At 43.4% G+C, this 22,107-nt stretch carries 25 protein-coding genes; 11 read left to right on the top strand and 14 right to left on the bottom strand.

All coding sequences use genetic code 11. The features are described 5' to 3' along the window. Nucleotides 1-9 precede the first annotated feature (9 nt). The 4 genes from K1X84_06115 to uppP all read left to right on the top strand — a co-directional run bounded on the left by K1X84_06115 (nt 10) and on the right by uppP (nt 3,015). Nucleotides 10-786, top strand: coding sequence for a cell wall metabolism sensor histidine kinase WalK (locus K1X84_06115; GenBank protein MBX7151197.1), 777 nt, complete (start codon nt 10-12; stop codon nt 784-786). Nucleotides 787-958: 172 nt separating this feature from the next. Next, nucleotides 959-1,474, top strand: a complete 516-nt coding sequence (locus tag K1X84_06110; GenBank protein MBX7151196.1) for a roadblock/LC7 domain-containing protein — start codon at nt 959-961, stop codon at nt 1,472-1,474. A 42-nt stretch (nt 1,475-1,516) separates the two neighbouring features. Next, nucleotides 1,517-2,104 (top strand): GTPase domain-containing protein, encoded by a 588-nt coding sequence (locus K1X84_06105; GenBank protein MBX7151195.1) that lies wholly within the window; start codon nt 1,517-1,519, stop codon nt 2,102-2,104. Between the two features lie 71 nt (nt 2,105-2,175). Beyond that, complete coding sequence (gene uppP / locus K1X84_06100) at nt 2,176-3,015, top strand: undecaprenyl-diphosphatase UppP (protein MBX7151194.1); 840 nt, start codon at nt 2,176-2,178, stop codon at nt 3,013-3,015. 37 nt (nt 3,016-3,052) lie between these two features. Here uppP and K1X84_06095 read toward each other — a convergent pair whose 3' ends face one another. From K1X84_06095 to K1X84_06085, 3 genes are read right to left on the bottom strand one after another with little or no spacing between them, the layout of a single operon-like run. Then, entirely contained in the window at nt 3,053-3,994 is a 942-nt protein-coding gene (locus K1X84_06095; GenBank protein MBX7151193.1) for a PorV/PorQ family protein, read from the bottom strand. A 10-nt stretch (nt 3,995-4,004) separates the two neighbouring features. Further along, on the bottom strand, nt 4,005-5,555 hold the full coding sequence (locus K1X84_06090; GenBank protein MBX7151192.1) for a hypothetical protein: 1,551 nt from the start codon (nt 5,553-5,555) through the stop codon (nt 4,005-4,007). A 3-nt stretch (nt 5,556-5,558) separates the two neighbouring features. After that, nucleotides 5,559-6,308: a hypothetical protein gene (locus K1X84_06085; GenBank protein MBX7151191.1), complete on the bottom strand. Its 750-nt coding sequence runs from the start codon at nt 6,306-6,308 to the stop codon at nt 5,559-5,561. Nucleotides 6,309-6,496: 188 nt separating this feature from the next. On the opposite strand from K1X84_06085, the gene K1X84_06080 reads away from it, so the two are divergent. From K1X84_06080 to K1X84_06060, 5 genes are all read left to right on the top strand, one after another. Continuing rightward, a complete protein-coding gene (locus tag K1X84_06080; protein MBX7151190.1) occupies nt 6,497-8,236 on the top strand; it encodes a DUF1957 domain-containing protein in 1,740 nt (579 codons plus the stop codon). An 89-nt stretch (nt 8,237-8,325) separates the two neighbouring features. Next, nucleotides 8,326-8,874: a hypothetical protein gene (locus K1X84_06075; GenBank protein MBX7151189.1), complete on the top strand. Its 549-nt coding sequence runs from the start codon at nt 8,326-8,328 to the stop codon at nt 8,872-8,874. A 90-nt stretch (nt 8,875-8,964) separates the two neighbouring features. Continuing rightward, nucleotides 8,965-10,137 carry an acyl-CoA dehydrogenase family protein gene (locus K1X84_06070; protein MBX7151188.1) on the top strand — a complete coding sequence of 391 codons (1,173 nt, stop codon included), beginning with the start codon at nt 8,965-8,967 and terminating at the stop codon, nt 10,135-10,137. Between the two features lie 36 nt (nt 10,138-10,173). Then, nucleotides 10,174-10,581, top strand: a complete 408-nt coding sequence (locus K1X84_06065; GenBank protein MBX7151187.1) for a DUF4190 domain-containing protein — start codon at nt 10,174-10,176, stop codon at nt 10,579-10,581. Nucleotides 10,582-10,603: 22 nt separating this feature from the next. Beyond that, nucleotides 10,604-11,041 carry a hypothetical protein gene (locus tag K1X84_06060; GenBank protein MBX7151186.1) on the top strand — a complete coding sequence of 146 codons (438 nt, stop codon included), beginning with the start codon at nt 10,604-10,606 and terminating at the stop codon, nt 11,039-11,041. A 7-nt stretch (nt 11,042-11,048) separates the two neighbouring features. On the opposite strand, the gene panB is transcribed toward K1X84_06060, so the two are convergent. The 11 genes from panB to K1X84_06005 form a co-directional block, all read right to left on the bottom strand. After that, nucleotides 11,049-11,864 carry a 3-methyl-2-oxobutanoate hydroxymethyltransferase gene (gene panB / locus K1X84_06055; protein ID MBX7151185.1) on the bottom strand — a complete coding sequence of 272 codons (816 nt, stop codon included), beginning with the start codon at nt 11,862-11,864 and terminating at the stop codon, nt 11,049-11,051. Nucleotides 11,865-11,911: 47 nt separating this feature from the next. Next, on the bottom strand, nt 11,912-13,048 hold the full coding sequence (gene mnmA / locus K1X84_06050; protein ID MBX7151184.1) for a tRNA 2-thiouridine(34) synthase MnmA: 1,137 nt from the start codon (nt 13,046-13,048) through the stop codon (nt 11,912-11,914). A 33-nt stretch (nt 13,049-13,081) separates the two neighbouring features. Further along, entirely contained in the window at nt 13,082-13,726 is a 645-nt protein-coding gene (locus tag K1X84_06045; protein ID MBX7151183.1) for an outer membrane beta-barrel protein, read from the bottom strand. 10 nt (nt 13,727-13,736) lie between these two features. Then, nucleotides 13,737-14,198: an ATP-binding protein gene (locus K1X84_06040; GenBank protein MBX7151182.1), complete on the bottom strand. Its 462-nt coding sequence runs from the start codon at nt 14,196-14,198 to the stop codon at nt 13,737-13,739. A gap of 10 nt (nt 14,199-14,208) precedes the next feature. Beyond that, nucleotides 14,209-14,838 carry a uracil phosphoribosyltransferase gene (gene upp, locus K1X84_06035; GenBank protein ID MBX7151181.1) on the bottom strand — a complete coding sequence of 210 codons (630 nt, stop codon included), beginning with the start codon at nt 14,836-14,838 and terminating at the stop codon, nt 14,209-14,211. 17 nt (nt 14,839-14,855) lie between these two features. Beyond that, nucleotides 14,856-15,833 (bottom strand): 7,8-didemethyl-8-hydroxy-5-deazariboflavin synthase subunit CofG, encoded by a 978-nt coding sequence (cofG, locus tag K1X84_06030; GenBank protein MBX7151180.1) that lies wholly within the window; start codon nt 15,831-15,833, stop codon nt 14,856-14,858. Nucleotides 15,834-15,843: 10 nt separating this feature from the next. Further along, on the bottom strand, nt 15,844-17,070 hold the full coding sequence (locus tag K1X84_06025; GenBank protein MBX7151179.1) for a hybrid sensor histidine kinase/response regulator: 1,227 nt from the start codon (nt 17,068-17,070) through the stop codon (nt 15,844-15,846). A gap of 30 nt (nt 17,071-17,100) precedes the next feature. Further along, entirely contained in the window at nt 17,101-17,760 is a 660-nt protein-coding gene (locus tag K1X84_06020) for a hypothetical protein (protein MBX7151178.1), read from the bottom strand. Continuing rightward, nucleotides 17,753-18,688, bottom strand: a complete 936-nt coding sequence (locus K1X84_06015; GenBank protein ID MBX7151177.1) for a histone deacetylase — start codon at nt 18,686-18,688, stop codon at nt 17,753-17,755. Before K1X84_06015 ends, K1X84_06020 begins: the two co-directional genes overlap by 8 nt. A 2-nt stretch (nt 18,689-18,690) precedes the next feature. Next, complete coding sequence (locus K1X84_06010; GenBank protein ID MBX7151176.1) at nt 18,691-19,044, bottom strand: STAS domain-containing protein; 354 nt, start codon at nt 19,042-19,044, stop codon at nt 18,691-18,693. Nucleotides 19,045-19,189: 145 nt separating this feature from the next. Next, nucleotides 19,190-19,864 (bottom strand): hypothetical protein, encoded by a 675-nt coding sequence (locus K1X84_06005; protein MBX7151175.1) that lies wholly within the window; start codon nt 19,862-19,864, stop codon nt 19,190-19,192. A 171-nt stretch (nt 19,865-20,035) separates the two neighbouring features. On the opposite strand from K1X84_06005, the gene gatC reads away from it, so the two are divergent. Both gatC and K1X84_05995 read left to right on the top strand, forming a co-directional pair. Further along, the gene (gene gatC, locus K1X84_06000; protein ID MBX7151174.1) at nt 20,036-20,323 is read left to right on the top strand and encodes an Asp-tRNA(Asn)/Glu-tRNA(Gln) amidotransferase subunit GatC; all 288 of its coding nucleotides are present in this window, start codon (nt 20,036-20,038) and stop codon (nt 20,321-20,323) included. Nucleotides 20,324-20,411: 88 nt separating this feature from the next. Further along, nucleotides 20,412-22,106, top strand: coding sequence for a CTP synthase (locus tag K1X84_05995; GenBank protein MBX7151173.1), 1,695 nt, complete (start codon nt 20,412-20,414; stop codon nt 22,104-22,106). The last annotated feature ends 1 nt before the right edge of the window (nt 22,107 follow it).

Raw genomic sequence — 22,107 nt, 5'->3', positions numbered from 1 at the left:
AGTGCAATCATGGCGAAAGGCCTCAGTCTCAAATGGAAAGTCCCGATGGTTATCGTGAGCGGTGCTCTTGTCATCGGTGTCGGCATTACTCTTTTGGTGGTCAATCTTGTTTCTGAATCTCTGCAAACCGAACTAACCGAACGCGGTAAAGCTATCGCGACAACTCTTTCCAAACAAGTCGAACGGCCACTGGTCGGGGACGATGAAGTTGATATTCAAAATCTGGTGGATATTTCGTCCAAATTTACAGCCGTGTCGTATGTGTACATTTCCGACAAGGAAAATAAAGTTGCTGCCCAGAAATTTAAAGTCGGTTCGTACAACCAAAGAGAAGTTCTTCAAGAAAATGTCATCCGGGAAAAAACTACGGATTATAAAATCGATTTGACACGGGTGCAAAATCCGAATGAAAAAGGCGAATTAGTCGACATTGAAAACTATGAAATCTCGACACCGATCGGCGAAACCGTGTTGGGTCACGCCCACGTCGGTATGTCTAAAAAATACATGGATGATATCATTCGAAGCACTGCCGTATTAGTCGGCGGCGTTTTGGCTATTGCCGTAGTCTTAGGGATGCTCACGGCTTTGTATTTGTCCAATAAATTGACCAAGCAACTTCTTTATCTTACCGAATCGGCTGATAAAATCAGTATGGGTGATTTGGAAAGTATCGTGCACGTGAAGGCCAAAGACGAAATCGGTGACTTGGCCAACGCGATCGAACGTTTACGTGAGAGTTTAAAAGCTGCGATCGAACGTCTGAAGAAGAAAAAAATCGCCTGAAGCTGACATTTAAAAAAAACATTGACTGTTGATCAAAAATTATATACACTTACGATAATTACAGACCTTATTCAATCCTGTTTTGCATCCAAGTTAAGTGTGGTAAGTTTCGATAAAACAAACGGAAATTTTTATTGTTAATCCTTAAATTTATTTAAAAAGGGTGACCGTTATGTTGCAGACGAAAAAATTAAAAGACGGTAGTAAGCAGATCATTCTTAATGGCAAACAATTTGAGGGCGTTACGAAAGTTTTGTCTGAACTAGCGGCCAAAACCAAAGCGTCCGCAATTCTTTTTGCCGATATGAGCGGCCAGCTTATCAGCCAGCGTGGTAATACGGATAAGATGAATACAACCGTACTTTCGGCTCTCGCAGCCAGCGACTTTGCAGCAACGGCAGAAATGGCTAAATTGGTCGGTGAAGACGCCAAATTCAAACTGCTCTTTCATGAAGGCGAAAAACGAAATGTTTATTTGTCCAATGTCGGCGATAATTTTTTCTTGGTTGTTGTGTTCGATACCAGCGTCACTCTCGGCTTGATCCGTATTTACACGAAAAAAGCTATTCAGAATCTGCTGGATATTTTTGAAGATCAATCGAATCAATCAACGGACAGCGCTAAAGACCTTATCGATTCCGAATTTGGTTCCCTTTTGGGCGATGCGCTGGATGAATCCTTCAAATAATCCTATTCAATTTTTTAAGTAAACTTTAGAAAAGAGAGGCTACTGATGTTTATCAATTGGGCACTGCAAGAGATAAACTTGAAGATTGTATACTACGGTCCGGGTATGAGCGGCAAAACTACTAACCTCGAATATATCCACTCCAAAATGGATCCTTCGCTTGCAGGTGAATTGGTATCGCTGAAAACCAAAGAAGACCGTACGATTTTCTTCGATTTCTTGCAACTGGAAGTAGGTCGCATCAAAGGTAAAAAACCAAAATTTAATCTGTATACCGTTCCCGGCCAGGTGTATTATGCTTCTTCACGTAAAGTGATTCTTAATGGAGTCGATGGCATCGTATTTGTCGCGGATTCACAAAAACACCGTATGGACGGCAACATTGAAACATTGCTCGATCTCGAAAATAATCTTCGTGAAGACGGCCACAGCCTCGACACTTTTCCGTGGGTCATTCAGTACAACAAACGCGATCTTCCGGATATCGAAAGCATCGATAATCTTCAAAAACGTCTTAATTATTTCAACGTCCCTTATTACGAAGCTGTCGGTATCAAAGGCGTCGGTGTTTTTGACACGCTAAAAGCAATCATTAATAAAGTTGTCGCTAACGTTCAGAAACAGCTTTAATTTTTTTATAACTTTTCTTAGTTACACGCCCCATGTTCAATCAATATGGGGCTTTTTTTTTAGGATAAAAATTGGAAATATTTCAGTCTTTTGTTATCGGAATTGTTCAAGGTCTTACTGAATTTTTACCGATAAGCAGTACGGCGCATGTGCGAATTATTCCGGCATTACTGGGGTGGAACGATCCCGGAGCGGCCGTTACAGCTGTGACGCAATTGGGAACTTTGGTTGCAGTACTGATTTATTTCCGCCGTGACATATGGAATCTTACGGTTGCCGGTATTTCATCCGTTATTCAATTCAATCAGCGCAAGCAATGGAATGCCGAACAATCTCATCAAATCAAATTGTTTTGGTTTATCGGGCTGGGAACATTGCCGGTGGGAATTTTCGGAATTTTATTTAAAGACGCTATTGAAAACGATTTTCGCAGTCTGATCATCATCGGCTGGAGTTTGATTATTTTAGCTGTTTTCTTGACTTTAGCTGAATGGTTGGCGCAACATCGCCGTAAACTTGAAGAAATATCATTTACCGATACACAAATTATTGGGCTTGCACAAGCCGTCGCTTTAATACCGGGTTCATCGCGCTCAGGAGTAACGATCACGGCGGGGCTTTTTCTTGGGCTCACCCGTGAAAGCGCCGCACGTTTTTCATTTTTGCTGTCGATTCCTGCCGTATTGGCCAGTGGATTATTTGAATTGCGCGATTTAATGAAATACGGGTTTGAAGGCGCCGGTTTAGCCAATTTGGCCATTGCGACTATTGTAGCAGCTGTTGTAGGATACGCCTCTATTGCATTTCTGATCAAGTGGCTCCAAACCCGCTCGACAATGATTTTCATAATCTATCGAATCCTTTTGGGCGTAATCATACTCTGCCTGACTTACAACGGTATAATTCAATAAACGCTTGCTGGAATTTTATAAACTACGATACGAGGTTTTAGAAAACGTACGATAACGCAAAATCCTGCGTGCCGAATCCCTGTCCGGAACGCGCATCATGAATGAATGCGTAATCAAATCTGAATTGTTGGTCTTTCATTTTGAAGGGAATACTGAGTCCCGTCGTAAAATCCTTCGCGTCCAATCCAATCCGAATTGACACTTTCTCAAGAATGCCGGCTTCTATTCCGAAATGCATTTTTGCAGATTGCTCGGAATTCATTTCATAATCGCTTACCAGCATCATTTCTCTGATTGTGCCCGTCAATGGCAGCCGATAAACAGCGCCGATTTTTGTAATACGGGGTAAATCGTCGGTCGTGGTGCGATCACCATCGCCGTTCGGATCGCGCGTATATTTCAACGATTGCCCGATCTCCTTGACAGCCATACCGAACGTCAATTGATCCGTAGCGCGATACATCGCTCCCAAGTCCACACCAATTGATGAAGCTGAAACGTCATACACTTTGGAGTAGATCAGCTTGGGTGTAATACCGAAAGCGAATTTATTGCCAAAACGAAGCGCAAAACCTAAGAAAGCCGTATACTGAGTATCTTCGATATGTTCACCAAAAGTTTCACCATTACTCAAACGTGTGTCAGAATCTTTAAAACCGCTTTGAAGAACACCAAATGAAAAACCTGCGCTTGGCGGCAAGGGCCTTGAAAAACCGATATATGAAAATGTCCGGTCAAAGCTCATGAGGCTGTATGAAAAACTAACTTCTTTGTTTTTTAAAAAAGCCAAACCTGCCGGATTGTAATAAGCTGCAAAAGCATTGTCAGCAACAGCGACGTACGCGTCTCCCAATCCTTTTGCACGCGGTCCCAAGCCAATTCGCAAAAATGACCCTGCTTGCCCGGCCGAATCAGATGCAAAGGTCGGCCCTGCCAAAAGAAATTGAATGACAAAAAATGTAGTAAATTGCAGTTTCATCAATGTGCTTTTAATCCCTTACCGTTACTTTTCCCCAGAACTTCTTTTTCCCGGCTTCGATGGTATACACATAAGTCCCATTAGCAACCCTTTGTCCTTTGTTATTTAATCCATTCCAGGAAAAAGAATTATTCAAAGGTTCGTTCTTAGCTACTGTAGATACTAAGTCCATAGCAAAATCATAAATTTTGATTGTGACTTTGTCGGATGCATTCAAACCGGTACGATCAAATTCGAATCGAGTAACATTTGGAATAACCGACGGTGAAAAAGGGTTCGGATAAACATAGCTTTTAGGTTCACCATTTTTTCCCGCATCGGCATAAGCGCGTATAAAGCGCCACGTCAGCCCATCATCATCGGAAATCGCCAAACCGTCTTGATTACCAAAATAGAGCACATGATTGATCGTATCAACTCCGACGGTTTGAAATACCGGTGAATAGTTCCGGTCACCGGTATTTTTATCGATCAGCGTTATAAATTTATCCCAAGTCAATCCCAAGTCGCGCGAGCGGTACATACCATCGTCTGTTGCAGCAAAAACTGTTTTTCCATTAAAGGCGATATTGTTAACAAACGGACCTTTCAAGACGACGCGCCAAGTTTTGCCGCTGTCAGCCGTGACGGAAAGACCCGACGACTCAGCTTGATCAACTGCTCGATTCGTTGCAGCCCAAATATTTCGAAAAGTGGTGCTGTTTTCTTCATAAATCTGTTCGGCTAGCGCGACTACAAAATTTCCTGAAATTTCGCTGTTTTGTGCTGTAAATTTCTTCCAACTCAAACCGCCGTCAGTTGAATAGTTAATTCCACCGGCTGTTCCGGCCCAGATTCCGTCCGTAGCTGCCAAAACCGAGAACGCCGTATGATTATAAATTTGTTGGCCGTTCGAATTAAACGGGCCAACATTAAAGTCATAAAACTGATCGGCACGTACTTCATCCAATGTATCAGGCGGAATTGCAACCGGCTCAAACGCAGTAAAAGTTGTCGCTGTTGTTCTTCGGGCCATCCTGATACCACCTGCAAAGCTGGCGATCCATACTGATGAGTCCGTTACAGCAAGATCGAAAATAACATTATCGATGTTAGTTCGGATTGATGTTGTACTAATCGTATCGCCATTGGATCGGACGATGAATCCAAACTTACTTTGGAAAGTATCGATTGGTTGCGGAATGGTTTTCCATGTTGCACCAAAATCTGTGGAAAAACTTATGCCGCCTCCGGCGCCGACATTCGGTTTAGGAGAAACCGATGTATCAAAAATAGTTGAAACAAAGATCATAGATCTGAAAAAATCAATGGCCGATACACCACCTTTATAAACTCCGTCCTGACTCGAAAAAATTTGCCACGATGCTCCTCCGTCGGTTGAAATATTCAAACGCCCTCCGGCTTCCATAAAAACCGAATCATTGACGATTTTGATAACGCCGATAGAATTGCCCGCAGGACGAACCGAGCCGACGCTGTTTTCAGACAACAGCTTGAACGTCGTTTGAGCAAATAAAGCCGGTACACAAAATAAGACAAATAAACCGATAAATTTCATCATGCTTTAATTCGTTATAACAATTTCTTTTTCGAGCGAATTGCTTTCCAAACCCGACTTATCGAGTGCTTTTACCCTGAATAAATATTTGCCGAGTGCCGGAGGCGGGTTAACTGAAACGGTTTCCGTATAAATTCCGTCGCCTGCCTGTGCATCGCCATTTAAACCGTCGTCATTAAGCGGTCGCGGTTGACCACTAAGCGTTACATTGACGCGTGTGACGGATGCTATGTCGGATAAACCCTCCTGATCGGCAACCGATACACTGATTTTAAATTCAGTTTCAGTTGAAATATAAACTGTATCGGGAATTATCAAATTGCTTATAACGGGAGGATGTCCGTTGTCCGGATTTTGAAGTATTTTGATGTGAACTGTTTCACCCGAATTTTTACCGCGTTCGGACGGAGTTATCGAGCAGTTAAATTCTGATGTCTGCTGTTGCTGTAATGCGGTGGAATTCAGAATTGCCGTAAAAACACCATCGTATCCTGTATGATCGCCGTTTAAACCGTCATCGGTAAAATTTTTCGAAAAAGCCGACGATACGGTATTCCCCGAAGAAGTGGTTATCGATGCCGAAACGGACAACGTATCGGATTCACGATCATAGATATACACGAAAATGGTATCGGAAGCACTCACAAACGCAGGCGCTTGTATCGATAGAATTACGGGAGGCTCATTCAACGGGTCATTGGACAATTCACCGCAAGCAGTCAGTAATCCAACAAACAACCAGACAAAATTACGCATTAAAAAAAATGTTGATAGGCAAATAATGGTGTTTAATTAAACGCGATTAATATAGATAAACAGCGTTCTTTTGTCAATGAAGGAGTGACAAATTTCTTGATTCCCCTTGTAAACTTGTCTATATTCGATCGCCGATTTTGGCAATCGGCTCTCGCCTTTGCACCCAATTTTTCTATCTTGAGGATATCATGTCGCTCGGAAATTTCGTACTCGTGTTGCACTCACACTTGCCTTTTGTCATCCATCACGGCAAATGGCCGCATGGTATGGAATGGCTTTTCGAAGCCGCCTCAGAAACTTATATTCCCCTTCTCAATGTTTTCAATGAACTTCTTGCTGAAGGAAAAAAGCCGAAGCTTACCATTAGCGTTACGCCGGTTTTGGCCGAACAGTTAACTCATCCTGTCTTTATCGGTGAATTCGAAAAATTTCTGGATGAAGAAATCATGCGCGCCGAACAGGATGCGACGTCATTTCCGGATTCACCAAACGAGCACAATTTGGTTTCTTTAGCTGAATTTTGGAAAAATTTCTACACCAACATCAAAAATGATTTTATTGTAAAGTATCGCCGCGATTTGATCGGAGCATTCCGATCATTGCAGGAACGCGGCTGTTTCGATATCATCACGTGTGGCGCGACGCATGGCTATTTTCCCCTGTTAGGAAAAGACTCGAACATACACGCTCAGATTAAGATGGCGGCCACAACCCACGAAAAACACTTCCATGTCAAACCTCGCGGAATATGGTTGCCGGAATGCGCCTATCGCCCGCGCTATTTCTGGAAAGCGCCTATAGCATCCTCATTGGGACAAGAACCGGCTTTACGCAAAGGTGTCGAAGAAATTCTTGACGAAAATCATATTCAATTTTTTATCGTCGATTCATCGCTCGTTCAAGGCGGCAAAGCCGTCGGTATTTACATGGGACGTTTTGAAAACTTGCGGAAATTGATGCAGCAACTAGAGAAGGAAAACCAATTCAAATCAGCGCCTGACGGTTCACATACCGTATACGAAGTTTACGGCGTAAAGTCATCGTACGAATCAAAGGCACAGCCCGTGTCAATTTTTGCACGCGACGTCGAAACTTCCATGCAGGTCTGGAGCAGTGAACAAGGTTATCCCGGCGGCGAATGGTATCTCGATTTCCACAAAAAACACCATCAAAGCGGACATCGCTATTGGCGGGTGACCAGCATTAATGCCGATCTCGGCCAGAAAGTTCACTATGAACCCGAACGCATTGACAATGCACTTAATCTGGATGCCGATCATTTCGTGCAATCCATAAAAACGGCTTTGAAAAATTTCAAAACAGCTCATGGGTATGAAGGCACGCTGACGGCTCCTTTTGATTCAGAATTGTTCGGACATTGGTGGTTTGAAGGCCCTGCTTTTCTTAAAAAAATTTTTGAACGTCTGTTAAATGAACCAGAAATTAACGTTACGAACTGCTCTGAAGTGATTGACACCCATCCGCCTGAAAAGATCATCGCTATTCCTGAAGGTTCGTGGGGCGCCGGAGGAAATCATTTTGTGTGGTTTAATCGGGACGTTGACTGGATGTGGGAATTTATATACAATGATGAAGTAAAATTGCAGGCTTGGATTGAACGTTACAGCCAGTCTACCGACTCTGAAATCCAAATGATTTTACATCAAATGGTTCGCGAGCTTTTCTTACTGGAATCTTCCGATTGGCAATTTCTTATCAGCACGCAATCGGCAAACGACTATTCTATCAAGCGATTTTCAGAACACCATCATCATTTTATTCAGTTGTCTTCGCTGTGTGAAAAAAAGGCTTCAGGACATGTTTTGTCCGACCATGAAATTACTTACCTTCATGAAATTCGTGAAAAAGATTTCATTTTTGATGAAAACAGAATCGATTTCAAATGGTTTTTGCCGGAAACAAGCTGACGTTTTGAGTGATTGCTTTTTAGGCGAATTTGCATTAGTTTACGTGACGAATTGAATATTCAATATCATTTTTTTTGGAGGACAATATTATGAAAAAAGCGGTTACAATTTTGTCAATCCTTACCTTGTTTTCTGTAACAAGCGCATCAGCGCAAATTCCGTTTGCGAATTTAGGATTTGGCGCCCGCGCAGGATCAAATACGGAAAATGGTGATTTCTTTTTTGGCGGCCAGGCATATATTGGAATTTCAAAATTCACTTTGGTTCCGAACTATGAATACACTGCCGGCGATGATGCGAAATTTCATACAATCAATATCGACGGCCAATATGAAATTTATGGCCTCGCAGTCGCCAAAATGTTCATAGGCGGCGGCTATGTAATCCAAGGCGTAAAAGCCGATAACCGCACTTTCGGTGCTGCTACTGCAAAAAATCCTTCTAATAAAGGTTTTAACGTGCAGATTGGCGGCAAAGCAGGATTAGGACCCATTGAAATTTTTGGTGTAGCAAAAATGATTCGACTTGACGTCCAAAATTTTAATGAGACTGAAGGTACAGGTACCAGTATTAAGTTTGCGTCAAAAGCTAAAACAACATACTCTTTAGTGGTTGGCGCTAATTTTAGTTTATTGTAATTTTATCCGATGCGTTTTATTTTTTTAATCTTCAGCTTGCTGCGCGTAAGCTGAAGATTGTTTATTTTATACTGTGATGAAGGAGTTACTATGGCTGTAAAGACCAAAGGAGCGGATTACTTTGATATGGATTCGCTCTTGTCCGATGAAGAGAAATTGACCCGTGATACCGTACGCGAATTTGTTGATGATCAAATCATTCCTATAATCGAAGAGCATAATCGCAACGGCACATTTCCGATGAATCTTGTCGGTCATATGGCAGAGTTAGGTGTATTTGGAGCTAATTTACCTGAAGAATATGGATGCGCCGGTATGAACAATGTCGCGTACGGATTGATCATGCAGGAATTGGAACGTGGAGATAGCGGCGTACGCAGTTTTGCTTCCGTTCAAGGCGCTTTGGTCATGTATCCGATTTATGCTTACGGATCTGAAGAACAAAGACGTACCTGGCTGCCGAAATTAGCCAAAGGTGAAAAAATCGGTTGTTTCGGCTTGACCGAGCCCGATCACGGATCCGATCCTGGCGGTATGAAAACACGTGCTGTCAAAGACGGAAAACACTATATCCTCAATGGCGCCAAAATGTGGATTACCAACGGGACGATCTCTGATATCGCCGTAGTTTGGGCTAAATTGGACGGCGTCATTCGGGGCTTTCTTGTCGAAAAAGGAACGCCGGGATTTTCCGCTCCGGAAATGAAAGGCAAATTTTCACTGCGCGCTTCGGTAACCAGCGAATTAGTGCTACAGGATGTTCGTATTCCTGAGTCCAATATTCTACCCAATGGCGAAGGTCTCAAAGCTCCCCTTGGGTGTTTAACACAAGCCCGGTATGGCATTGCCTGGGGAGCCCTTGGAGCAGCTATGGCCTGTTATGAAGCGTCATTGAAATATGCTAAAGAACGCATTCAATTCGACAAACCGATTGCGGGTTTTCAATTGATCCAGGAAAAGCTCGCCTATATGATTACAGAAATTACCAAAGGCCAGTTGCTTGTATTACAATTAGGACGTCTTAAAGACAAAAACATAATGAAATTTAATCAAGTATCGATGGCCAAACGTAACAACGTCTATATCGCACTTGAAATTGCCCGTATGGCCAGAGATATCCACGGCGCGAATGGTATTATCGATGAATACCCGGTAATTCGCCATATGATGAATCTTGAGTCGGTTAAAACCTATGAAGGAACGCACGACATTCACACACTCATCATCGGTGAAAGTGTAACAGGAATTCCGGCGTACAAGTAAATTTTAAATCTTTTAATCTCGTCGGGAAAAATAATTATGAACCCCTGTTCGAATTGCGGAACACAGAATAGCGATGCAGCCACTTTTTGTATCAATTGCGGTTCTTCGCTCGAGAAAAAAACATCTTCAGAAGTTGCCACCTCTATTCCTCCGCCTCAAGCTAATGTAACGCCCCAAAGTGCCAGCGGCCGCGCCATTGCCGCCCTCATCCTTGGATTGTTATCTATAGTTTTTTCGTGCGGTCCGGTCACCGGCATTGCGGGAATAGTATTAGCCAATCAGGAACTTAATGCTATTCGCAATGGTAGTGCGCCTGAGGCAGGAAAAACACTTGCGCAAATCGGAATGTGGACAGGTTGGATCGGAACCATAGCGTGTGGATTATTCTGGATTGCCTACATCGCTATTATCGTTCTGGCCATCGGTTTCGGCGGTTTCCGCTAACATCAGCGAAAGAACTCCGTTTATGAAAATGTGTCCGGAATGCACGACCAATAATCCGGATGAGGCCGTACAATGTTCGCGATGCGAATACCGTTTTCCTCCCCCAAAACGGCAGTATGATTATCCCAAAGATACTATCACCCGTATCGAAGACCATTCAGCATCCCTGCGCGCAAAAGTAGCTGCAGTTACGGCTATTATTGCGATGATTTTGATGGTATCGATGACGCTGACCGTATGCTCGCCTTTGCCCGGTTTAATCAGTATGTTTATGGGTTATAGCGAAATGAAAGCCATCAAAGACAAAAAAAAGTATTCGTCATCTGGAGAGAAATACGCTTCATTTGCAATTTGGTGCGGGTGGATTTCGGTATCGGTCGGCGGGCTGATGATTATTCTGGGTGTAACCGTATCAACGTGGTTTTTTCAGTGGTTCCGAGATGTCCGGAATTTGCAGTAACGTAGTTCTAGTACGATTCTTTATCGGTTGGAAATTGCCGCCCTTTGACGTCATCACGATAGGCTTTGAAAGCTTCTCGCATAGCAGAACCCAATTCGGCATATTTTCGAACAAATCGGGGATGGAACTTATCATAGAGGCCTAACATATCGTAGCTTACCAATACTTGTCCGTCGCAATAAGGACCGGCTCCGATTCCGATGGTAGGTATTGACAGAGATTCACTGATTTTCTTTCCAAGTTCGGCTGGAATTTTTTCGAGCACCATCGCAAATACGCCGGCATCTTCCAATGTTTTTGCATCGTACAAAATCTTATCTGCTTCTGAGCCTGAGACACCGCGTGTACGATAAGTCCCAAATTGATGAATCGACTGAGGAGTCAGACCAAGATGCCCCATTACAGGAATACCGACTTCCACAAGCCGCTTAATGGTTGGCAAAAATTCCAACCCGCCTTCGAGTTTAACGCCTTCAGCATGCGCTTCCTGCATAAATCTCCCGGCATTTCTCAACGCTTCGTCCGTATTGATCTGGTAACTCATGAACGGCATATCGGCAATAACTAGACCGCGCTTGACAGCTTTTGCAACAACACGAACATGATAAAGCATCTCCTCCATGGTCACCGGAAGCGTTGTCTCATTACCGGCAAATACCATGCTGGCTGAATCCCCGACAATGATCAGATCGATCTCGGCATCATCAAGCAATTCCGCCATTGTAAAATCATAAGCCGTAAGGCTTGCGATTTTTTCACCGGCTTGCTTCATTTTTCGAAGCTGTTCGGTAGTAATTTTGTTGATAGACTTGTGTGTAGACATGAATGCAATTGAAGTAGGAAAGCTATTTAAAAAACATCGATTCGAGCTTACGCAATGACTAATTCGTGAGAAACATTTTTAATCACCTGGTCAATGACCCCACCTCCCAAAACCTCGTCATCATTATAAAACACTACCGACTGGCCGGGAGTGATGGCTCGTTGAGCTTCGTCAAAAATGATTTGGATATCGCCATTATCGCGTGCTGTCATTATCCCGTCGTGACCGATATCATTATACCTGATTTTAGCCGTAACAGGAATATCGTCTTCAATGGAATCATGCCGTATGAGGTTTACTTCCCGCGCGGTCAATCCCTGTGCCAATAAATCGTCCTTCCGACCGACATGAATCACATTGTCCTTGGCATTAATACTGGTAACGTACACCGGTTCATTCATCGCGACGCCGACGCCGCGGCGCTGGCCGATGGTATAGAATGCATAACCATCATGCTCACCGACGGTTTTGCCGTCGAGCGTTTTGATTTGCCCGTGAGCGAGATTTTCAGAAAGGTTTTTGACTTTTTCTTTTAAAAAGCGATTGTAGTTGTTGTCGGTAATAAAACAAATCTCCTGGCTTTCGCGTTTTTTGGCCGTACGCAAACCGATTTTTTCTCCATACGTACGTACTTCATCTTTTGTCATTTCACCGACAGGAAACAGCGTCATGGCCAGGGCTTTTTGACGAATACCCCATAAGGCGTATGATTGGTCTTTTTTCAGATTGTAACTTTTACGAAGCGTAAATTTCTGAAGACGCTCATCATACACCGAACGCGCATAGTGCCCCGTTGCGACATAATCGGCGTCGAGGTGTTTGGCTTTCGTCAGAAACGTTCCCCATTTGATGTGCTTGTTACACATAACGCAAGGATTGGGCGTACGTCCTTCAAGATATTCATTGACGAAATTATCGATAACTGCGCGTCCGAATTCCTCACTGAGATTCCAAACATAATGCGGCGCGTCTAATTGCGCACATACCATCCGTGCATCATGAATAGTATCGATTGAACAACAGCCGCTCTCGCGATTAATTTCACCGCCACCTACTTCGGCATAGTCCCAGAGCTTCATCGTCACTCCGATGACTTCGTATCCCTGTTCTTTCAATAGCGCCGCCGTAACCGAACTATCGACACCGCCGCTCATCGCGACGACAACACGTTTCTTATTTTTTATAATGACATCCATCGAAAAACGTTACCGTACAAATTAAAAATTCATATGAAAACCAATTTGCAAATTATCAAAATTTTTACGTTCGCCAAGATGATTTGCAAATCGCATAACTTGGTATTTGATGTCCATTCCGTACGAACTAAGCCCCGGTTTGCCAAAATCGGCGCCAAAACCTGCGACAGCATTCCATGTAAATTGCGAGCTCTTATGATCGGCTGGCAATTCGCTTCTTGACAAATCACCGTCGATATACCATCCGTATACGCCGCCCGCACCAGCTAAAATAAATGGGCGAAACGTATTGGTCAGGCTTTCGCCCAACACGCGACGCTTTACCTGGAAAGTAAGAGGCAAAATCAAAATCGTCTCGGCATTGATAGTATTTCCAAGATAATCTACCAGTTCGTTTTTACCTTTAACCCAGAACATATTCAATTCCGTGCTGAGGTAGGTATAGGGCGCCATTTTAATATTACGATTCCCGCCTAATACAAAACCCGAAGTGGAGATTTGAACATTGAATCCCCATGAATTGTTGATTTTTTCATCCCCGGTGGCATACATGTCATCATCTGCAATTTGGCCGGAGACAGCTTGTTTTTTCTCATCCTGTGCACTGGCCATGAACGGCTTTAAGCTCAGGCACAGAAATACCATTAAAAATAATAATGTCTTCATTTTATACCTTTCACGAATTTACGGATCGTTTAATTTTTTTGACGATTTTGACTTCCGTGCCGTTTAATCCAGTTTTGAAATCGACTTCGTCCATAATAGACTTCAAAATAAAAATGCCTCTCCCGCTTTCTTTTAATAAATTCTGCGGATCCAAAGGGTTATCGATCGACAACGGATCGAATCCTTTGCCATCGTCTTTAATATACACGCGCAATACGTCATGATCGAAATAAAAACTAATCGTCACTTTTTTCGAGTGATCGAATTTATTGCCGTGAATGATGGCATTATTTGACACTTCCGTAATGGCGATTGCAAGGTTATCGCGGTCGTCTTCATTGAGCTGAAATTCATCCGCCACTCGTTCTGTCAACGATTCGACGTCGGCTAGCTTTTCCAAAAGACTCGGAATAATCAATTGATAATCCGGAGCTCTGAGTTCACCGGCAGGAATATATTTGGGATCGGCCATCCGTTTCCTTTTACTTCGTTCCGTACAACCGATCACCGGCGTCGCCCAAACCCGGGACAATATAGCCGCGTTCATTCAATTGGCGGTCGACACTGGCCGTATAAATTGGCACGTCCGGATGATCCTGGTACATTTTTTTTACTCCTTCCGGAGCAGCAACCAACGACAAACATTTAACCTGGCTGGCCTTATGCTTTTTCAGGATCGTAACGGCCGCCGAAGAACTTCCGCCAGTAGCCAGCATCGGATCCAAAAGGATCACAACGGACTGGTCGAGCGTAGAGGGAAATTTAGCATAATATTCCACAGGCTCAAGGGTTTTCTCATCTCGGTAAAGCCCGATATGACCCACGTTCGCATTGGGTATAAGGTCCAATGCCCCATCCAACATGCCCAACCCCGCACGCAGCACGGGTACCAATACAACGTGACTCGCTAAAATTGTAGAACGTGTTTTTTCCAGTGGCGTCTCAATCTCTGTTTCCATAGTCGGCAAATCTTCCGTTATTTCGAACAACATGAGCGCGGTGATTTCGCTCAATAATTTACGAAATTCACGATGATTGGTATGCTTATCGCGCAAATAGGTCAACTTTTGCTGTACCAATGGATGATGAATCACTCGCACATTCGGAACCATACAACCTCTTTACTTGTCTAATCGTAATAATAAGTAAATTCTTTTTTGGACATCCAACCCCGCAAAACATTACTCACATTGTCCTGTACCAAACCACGATTGAACTGATGCACAAATATTGGGAAACGCGGCTTCAGTGTGATGCCCTTCCTGCCTAACGTACGTTCAATTTCAACCAATTTTGGAAATGGTTTTGACCAATCAATGCCATCATAACCTTCGTAAATATTGCCAATATCCGAAACTCCCACGGCTACTGAATCATACCATGAAGCCGGCGCATTGGCCGGTATCGAGACCACCATATCCGGCATAGTACTTTTTACTGACGCAATCAAATCCTGAAATTCCCTAACTTTTAACGGTGCATCGGTTTTATCATTCTCGCGGTACACCATCTGCAGCATGACGGATTGAATATGTCCGTACTTGCCGTGAACTTCAGCGATGGCTTCGATCGTCGCTTTGCGTTGATCCTGAGTTTCGCCGGCGCCAATTAACAGGCCGGTAGTTACCGGAACGCCCAGCAATCCGGCATCCGATAACGTCTCCATTTTATCATCGATACTTTTTCCTGTTTGAAATTGCTGAGCAAAATCCGTGCTGATGTTTTCAAGTAATAATTTAACCGACGTAATATAAGGCGCTAACGCTTCGATCTCTGAATAGGACATCGGTCCGATATCGATCGACGGAAGCAACTGATTCTCTAATACTAATTGACAAATGTCCCTGACATAGTGGACAAATGACGCATACCCGCGTTCTGACCATTGCTGTCTTACAGAATCAATTCTATTAAGGTATTGACCTGCGCTGAGAGTAACTTCACATATTCCGGTATCAAAATACTCTCTCACCAAGTCTTCAATTTCATCGAATGTCAGTAGTTTTCCGTCATCCTGTTTGAAAGTGCAATAGTTACAGGAGGCGCCGCAGGTTCGCGTCAGCGGAATTAACAAGGTGTGAGAATACGTAAGTGTGGATGGCGTCATTCAGGAGCTTTCAACTTTCAACAGGAGGTTGCACATAGTGGATTGGGAGGACTACGTGAATTTGCGTGCCTTGATCTTTACCGGCACTTTCTGCCCACGTTTTGCCGTTATGCTGTTCGATAGTACCACGGATAATGGTAAGACCAAGACCGCTGCCGCCGCCCAGAAATTTATGTTTGCTCGTACGATGTTGATCTGCATCGCCTAATTGATAAAATTTCTCAAAAATCTTCTCTAGCTCTTCCTTCGGAATACCAATTCCATTATCCTTACAAATAATATGCAGTTGATCGTGCTCGAGAAATCCACGCAGTTCGATAGTTTGCCCATCTTTGGAGTATTTCATTGCGTTGCTGATCAGATTCATGAATACCTGCGCCAATCGATTGCGGTCGCCTTCAATTCTTACGTCCGGAATGGTATTGGCAATAGTTTGTTTGCGTTCCTGTAAAAATAATTTAAAATCAGCAACCATCTCCTCCGCGAGCTCGCGCATACTGAATTCGCTGATGTCCAGTTTCAATTGTAGTGCATCGATGCGTAGCACCGCAAGCACGTCCTCAATCAGATCAATCAATCGTGTCGTGCCTTTATAGGCATTTTCAACAATTTCTTTTTGATCATTCTGCATATCGCCGATAGCACCGGATAACAAAAGCTCCAGATTTCCAGAAATGATCGACGCCGGTGTGCGCAGTTCATGGCTCGAAATAACCATGAAACGTGTTTTGAGTTTATCGAGACGTTTTAATTCATCGTAACTGCGTTCAAGTTCGGCATTCTTAATTTTGAGTTCATCAAGTAAACGAAAATTGTACTTGGTAGTTTCATAGTGTTCCACGGCCCGCCGTACGGTCATGACGATTTCTTCACGGCTCCACGGTTTCGTCACATAGCGGTAAACGTGTCCCATGTTGATGGCGTCAACCAATGCATTGATATCGGTATAGCCTGTCAGGAGAATTCGAATAGTGTGAGGATATTTTTCGCGCGCTCGCTGAAAAAGTTCGACACCAGTCATTTCCGGCATCCGTTGATCGCTCACAATGACAGCAAATTCCTTCGTCTCAAGAAGCCTTAATGCTTCAGCCGCGCTATTAGCCGTGAAAACGTTATATTCGCGACGAAATGTACGCTTCAATAAATCAAGGTTATCGATTTCATCATCCACAACCAAAATGTCTTGCATCGGTTTTGGGATATCCATCGGTGCAGTATTCACTGATAAATCGGTCACAGTGTTTTTCCTAAGAGTGTATTGGAACGCTTACCACCGCAAACGCATGGTAAGAATATATCCTTTGGAAACTGGCACGTAAGTGAGTTCCATTTTATCATCAAATTTGAATAAATGTGCATCGACATACGCATCCACCAAACTTAATAAGTGACTGATGGCAAAAAACCATCCGTATAAATTACGCGCATTCAGCGCATCATCCAAATCGCCGGTAAGCGAATTGAAACTTGAGTTTAATCGTGCTCGTTGATCTACAGTCAGGAACGGATCGTTTTTTAATTGCCGGTCAATGTCTTTTCGTTTTTTTTCGATCCGTGTAACTTTTTTATCTTTTTGATGATAAATGAGCAACATGCTGACGTCCGTCACGGCAAATAATCCCGCTTTCAAGGGTTGCTCATTGTATAATTGCCCCCATCCCGGTATTACCAGCGAGCGTCCGACCGCACCCCACGGCGATTTGAACAACGAATCTCCGACAAATCCCAACGTTTTGGTCTTCTCATCCGTTTTCAAAATCAATGAATCTCGGCGTGATTTGGGCAAAAACCCAGTCGAATCTTCAGGCCAGCCAAAATGAATACCTGAACGGGTCGAGTCTTTCTCCTGACCCTGGGCAAACCCCAGAGAACTTAACAATATGAGAAAAATCGCGCGCGAAATCAATGCTCGGAAAAGGTTATACATCGGCTAAGACCCGAATGTGCGCTTCGACCGACTCGGCCAGAGCTTGTAAATGGTAACCGCCTTCGAGTACGGAAATAATTCTCGAGGAACATACCGATCGTGCTAATTCCTTGATCATCGTACTCATTTCGGCAAATCCTTGCGTAGTTACTTTCATTTGCGCCAACGGATCTTTCTCGTGCGCGTCAAAACCTGCCGAAATCAAAATTAATTCGGGTTGAAATTTTTCAACGGCATCACGGATTTCTATATTAAAAAGTCTGAGATATTCCGAGTCAGTACTGCCGGCCGACATTGGAAAATTTAGCGTCAGTCCTTTTCCCTCTCCTCCACCTATCTCATTCTTCCTTCCTGTTCCAGGATACAATGGCCACTGATGCAAACTTATATACATGACTGTCGGGTCCGTCCAAAATATCTCTTGTGTACCGTTGCCATGATGGACATCCCAATCCACAATCAAAACTTTGCCAATGTTGTATTGTTTTTGTGCATACCGTGCCGCAAGAGCAACGTTGTTAAATAAACAAAACCCCATGGCACGATTACTCTCAGCATGATGCCCCGGGGGTCTTACGGCACAAAAAACATTTTTAACTTGCCTTTGCATGACGGCATCAACCGCTGCTATTGCCCCTCCGCAGGCTGTCAAGCTCGCAGAATATGAAAATGAATTGACATAGGTGTCGGCGTCGAGAAAGGCGTGACCGGAAGAGGCTTTTTGAATCCGCCGGATATGTTCGGGTGTGTGTATCAACTGAATCAACGAAATCTCCGCTTCGAGCGGCGTTATCATCTTCAATTCCTGTACCAAGCTGCTTTCTTCCAGCCGTTGCAGAATGTGACGCAGCCGGTCTGGATTTTCAGGATGATATCCCTGCGCCTCATGAGACTGGTACGCAGCATGATACACGAATCCGGTTGCCATTGTTATGCCGGCTTTTCATCGTGAAAACTTTTTACTGCTTTATCAACATTTTCAAATGTTTTAAATATTTTCATCAACTGAGTAATCATCAATAAGCTCTCAACTTTTTCGGCTACCGATGACAATCGCAGATCGCCTCCACCGTTTTTCATTGTAGTCAGGCTGGACATCAACGCCCCGAGTCCTGAACTGTTCATCCATTTGACCTGTCCTAAATCCAATACAACTCTTTTGACACCTACAGCGGCTAATTCTTTTACCCGATCATGGATCTCAGTTGTTTCACTGCCTCCCATCAGTTTGCCTTTAATCACCAGCACGTACACATCTCCGTGAACTTCCTCTTTGTAGCTCATATTGCCTCGCTTCGTTAGGAGTTAAATAGTTTGTTTACGATTGTTTTTAAAGTTGGTTGTATCAAGATTTGAATTCAATAGACAGGTCCGAAACGACATATATTAAATGTGCACATATCCAAATTTGCATTCAAGTTTTATTTTGTCAGTCAATCGTTGCATTGCGGAGTTTGAATTTCAGTTTGATCAAAACGGCAATGGCCAAAACAATGACCGCGACAACCGCTAGCGACCATAAAGCGTTATCATTGCGTTCTACAGAACTGCTGATGTTCATATGAAATACAGGACGGGAAAGCAATTGTTCTATATCATAGTTCCACGACGCGGTATCAAGGTGAAATTGATTGGCATTAGTCTCAATAATTTTGCCTGGCATTATAACTACAAATTGATATTCAACATCGGCTAACAATACCTTCGCCGTTGCCATGTCACTTTTCAGATCGGAATTCTGAATATCCTGCGTTACAAAATTTGCCGAAAAGTCTTCGGTATAATTATACGAATTATTTTTACGATTAAGTTGAACCTTACCGAATGGATCATCCGAAACACCTTCAGGTGGAATGATTTTTGATGCGGTCAAATAAAAATTGTTCCTATCGACACGCTCGACCAAATGATATCCATAACTTTGAAAAAAATCACGCTTGTTCTGCGCTGATTCTTTTTCATCAACGCTGTAATTCAGTTCAATGGTCCGGTTTACTGAACAGTCTTCATAAACCGTCGTATGCACGACGGCTTTATAGCCCGATAATGTTGACTGCGCTTCCAATGAAGACACAGCAAGGCATAACAATAAATAAAAACGCAATGGCCGGCTTCTTTCTTAATGTAAATGACATTACTTTTGGGTCACTAATATAATTTTTTCATCTCACTTAATCAATCGAATACGTCAACTGCTTTTCTATAAGTGAAATAATTTGACATTATTTCACATTTCGTTTATATTGCGCTTGTTCAAAAATTACTGAAAAAAAACATGCCCGTTACCATTAACGACGTTAAAAAAATTGCTTCACTAGCTTATCTGGAGTTTACTTCAGAAGAAACCGAAAGGTATTGTGGACAATTGAACCAGATATTACAATACGTCGAAAAATTGAATCAACTCGATACATCGAACGTAGAGATTACTTATCATCCGATTACTTATCCAGACGTTTTCAGAGAGGATGAAGTGCAGCCGTGTCTGCCGGTCGATCAAGCGCTCCGAAACGCGCCTGACAAAAACTGGCAGTACATAGTGGTACCTAAAGTTGTCAGCTAACCACCAGGAGACACGGAAACCGTGTCTCCTTTTTTTGTGCCTTTTTGTAAATGATCTAATCTAGAAATTCTATACAATCACGGTAATTATGAAATCAAAAAAACCTTCCAAGCGTCAGACCAAATATGTATTTGTCACCGGTGGTGTGATTTCTTCCCTGGGTAAGGGCATTGCAGCGGCCAGCCTTGGCATGCTCCTGAAAGCTCGCGGGCTCTCCGTTACGATTCAAAAATTTGATCCGTATATCAATGTAGACCCGGGCACCATGAGCCCATACCAACATGGTGAAGTGTTCGTAACGGATGACGGCGCGGAAACCGACCTTGATCTCGGACACTATGAGCGTTTTATTGACGTCAACATGAGTTCGAAAAACAGCCATACGACCGGTAAAATTTATAAAACGGTCATCGATCGTGAGCGCCGTGGTGATTATTTGGGTGCAACCGTGCAGGTCATTCCACACATTACGGATGAGATCAAATCCCGCATTAAGAGCCTCGCGGCTGAAGGTTATGATGTTATCATTACGGAAATTGGCGGAACGGTCGGCGACATAGAGAGTTTGCCGTTCTTAGAGTCAATTCGCCAATTTTGTCTCGAAGTTGGCCCGAAAAACACCGTCAATATTCACGTAACTCTGGTTCCGTTTATCAAAGCGTCGGACGAATTAAAAACCAAGCCAACTCAACACAGTGTAATGAAATTGCGTGAAATCGGTATTCAACCCGACATTTTACTCTGCCGTGCCGAGAAAACGCTTTCAAAAGATCTCCGGGCCAAAATCGCCTTATTTTGTAATGTTCATCCCGATGCCGTGATTGAGGCATCGGACGTTCAGTCGATTTACGAAGTACCGTTGATCATGCATCAAAATGGTCTTGATCAGTTGGTGCTGAAACAATTAAACATTCGCACTCACGATCTGGATCTTGCATCGTGGAATAACTTGGTTGATCGTGTTTATCATCCCAAACGACACGTACGGATTGCTGTATGCGGGAAATACACCGGATTGCCGGACGCTTACAAAAGCATTATTGAATCGTTCATTCATGGCGGTGTTGAAAATAATGGCAAGGTCGAAATTGAGTGGATCGATTCCGTTAAACTTGAAGACGGCCAACCGATCGCTCCTTATTTTGCCAATGTGGACGGAATATTGGTACCCGGCGGTTTCGGATCACGCGGTATTGAAGGCATGATCAAGGCTATACAGTTTGCCAGAGAAAATAAAATTCCTTTCTTCGGAATATGCCTTGGTATGCAGTGTGCAAGCATCGAGTTTGCCCGAAATGTCGCAGGACTCACAGGAGCCAATAGCAGCGAGTTCTTTAAGCGTTCAAAATATCCCGTTATTGATTTGATGGAGTCTCAGCGCGACGTTAAAGAAATGGGCGCTACAATGCGCCTCGGCGCATATCCGTGCGTTTTGAAGAAAGATTCGAAAGCTTTTCATGCGTATGCTAATGATGTCATTAGCGAACGGCATCGCCATCGTTTCGAATTTAACAATGCCTTTATCGATACATTTCAATCCAACGGAATGGTATTTTCCGGTATGTCGCCGGATCATAAGCTTGTTGAAATTATCGAGCTTACGGGTCATCCTTGGTTTGTTGGCGTGCAATTTCATCCTGAATTGAAATCACGTGCGATCAAAGCACATCCTCTCTTTCGGGAATTTGTCAAAGCGGCTCTGCTTCATCAGACAAAACGCATGGAAAACTCGAGCACGCAGGTTTTTGAAAAAAACCTACAACGTGAATTGGTTACGGCGTAAC

Source organism: bacterium, assembly GCA_019695335.1.
Lineage (GTDB): Bacteria > CLD3 > CLD3 > SB21 > SB21 > JABWBZ01.
The sequence above is the reverse complement of the archived record's forward strand: the minus strand, read 5'-3'. Positions and strand labels throughout refer to the sequence as shown.

Bases quoted from the DNA above. Each gene is read 5' to 3' on its own strand.
- K1X84_06115 (MBX7151197.1), top strand. From the start codon at position 10: ATGGCGAAAGGCCTCAGTCTCAAATGGAAAGTCCCGATGGTTATCGTG.
- K1X84_06110 (MBX7151196.1), top strand. From the start codon at position 959: ATGTTGCAGACGAAAAAATTAAAAGACGGTAGTAAGCAGATCATTCTT.
- K1X84_06095 (MBX7151193.1), bottom strand. From the start codon at position 3,994: ATGAAACTGCAATTTACTACATTTTTTGTCATTCAATTTCTTTTGGCA.
- K1X84_06090 (MBX7151192.1), bottom strand. From the start codon at position 5,555: ATGATGAAATTTATCGGTTTATTTGTCTTATTTTGTGTACCGGCTTTA.
- K1X84_06085 (MBX7151191.1), bottom strand. From the start codon at position 6,308: ATGCGTAATTTTGTCTGGTTGTTTGTTGGATTACTGACTGCTTGCGGT.
- K1X84_06080 (MBX7151190.1), top strand. From the start codon at position 6,497: ATGTCGCTCGGAAATTTCGTACTCGTGTTGCACTCACACTTGCCTTTT.
- K1X84_06075 (MBX7151189.1), top strand. From the start codon at position 8,326: ATGAAAAAAGCGGTTACAATTTTGTCAATCCTTACCTTGTTTTCTGTA.
- K1X84_06070 (MBX7151188.1), top strand. From the start codon at position 8,965: ATGGCTGTAAAGACCAAAGGAGCGGATTACTTTGATATGGATTCGCTC.
- K1X84_06065 (MBX7151187.1), top strand. From the start codon at position 10,174: ATGAACCCCTGTTCGAATTGCGGAACACAGAATAGCGATGCAGCCACT.
- K1X84_06060 (MBX7151186.1), top strand. From the start codon at position 10,604: ATGAAAATGTGTCCGGAATGCACGACCAATAATCCGGATGAGGCCGTA.
- panB (MBX7151185.1), bottom strand. From the start codon at position 11,864: ATGTCTACACACAAGTCTATCAACAAAATTACTACCGAACAGCTTCGA.
- K1X84_06045 (MBX7151183.1), bottom strand. From the start codon at position 13,726: ATGAAGACATTATTATTTTTAATGGTATTTCTGTGCCTGAGCTTAAAG.
- K1X84_06040 (MBX7151182.1), bottom strand. From the start codon at position 14,198: ATGGCCGATCCCAAATATATTCCTGCCGGTGAACTCAGAGCTCCGGAT.
- upp (MBX7151181.1), bottom strand. From the start codon at position 14,838: ATGGTTCCGAATGTGCGAGTGATTCATCATCCATTGGTACAGCAAAAG.
- cofG (MBX7151180.1), bottom strand. From the start codon at position 15,833: ATGACGCCATCCACACTTACGTATTCTCACACCTTGTTAATTCCGCTG.
- K1X84_06020 (MBX7151178.1), bottom strand. From the start codon at position 17,760: ATGTATAACCTTTTCCGAGCATTGATTTCGCGCGCGATTTTTCTCATA.
- K1X84_06015 (MBX7151177.1), bottom strand. From the start codon at position 18,688: ATGGCAACCGGATTCGTGTATCATGCTGCGTACCAGTCTCATGAGGCG.
- K1X84_06010 (MBX7151176.1), bottom strand. From the start codon at position 19,044: ATGAGCTACAAAGAGGAAGTTCACGGAGATGTGTACGTGCTGGTGATT.
- gatC (MBX7151174.1), top strand. From the start codon at position 20,036: ATGCCCGTTACCATTAACGACGTTAAAAAAATTGCTTCACTAGCTTAT.
- K1X84_05995 (MBX7151173.1), top strand. From the start codon at position 20,412: ATGAAATCAAAAAAACCTTCCAAGCGTCAGACCAAATATGTATTTGTC.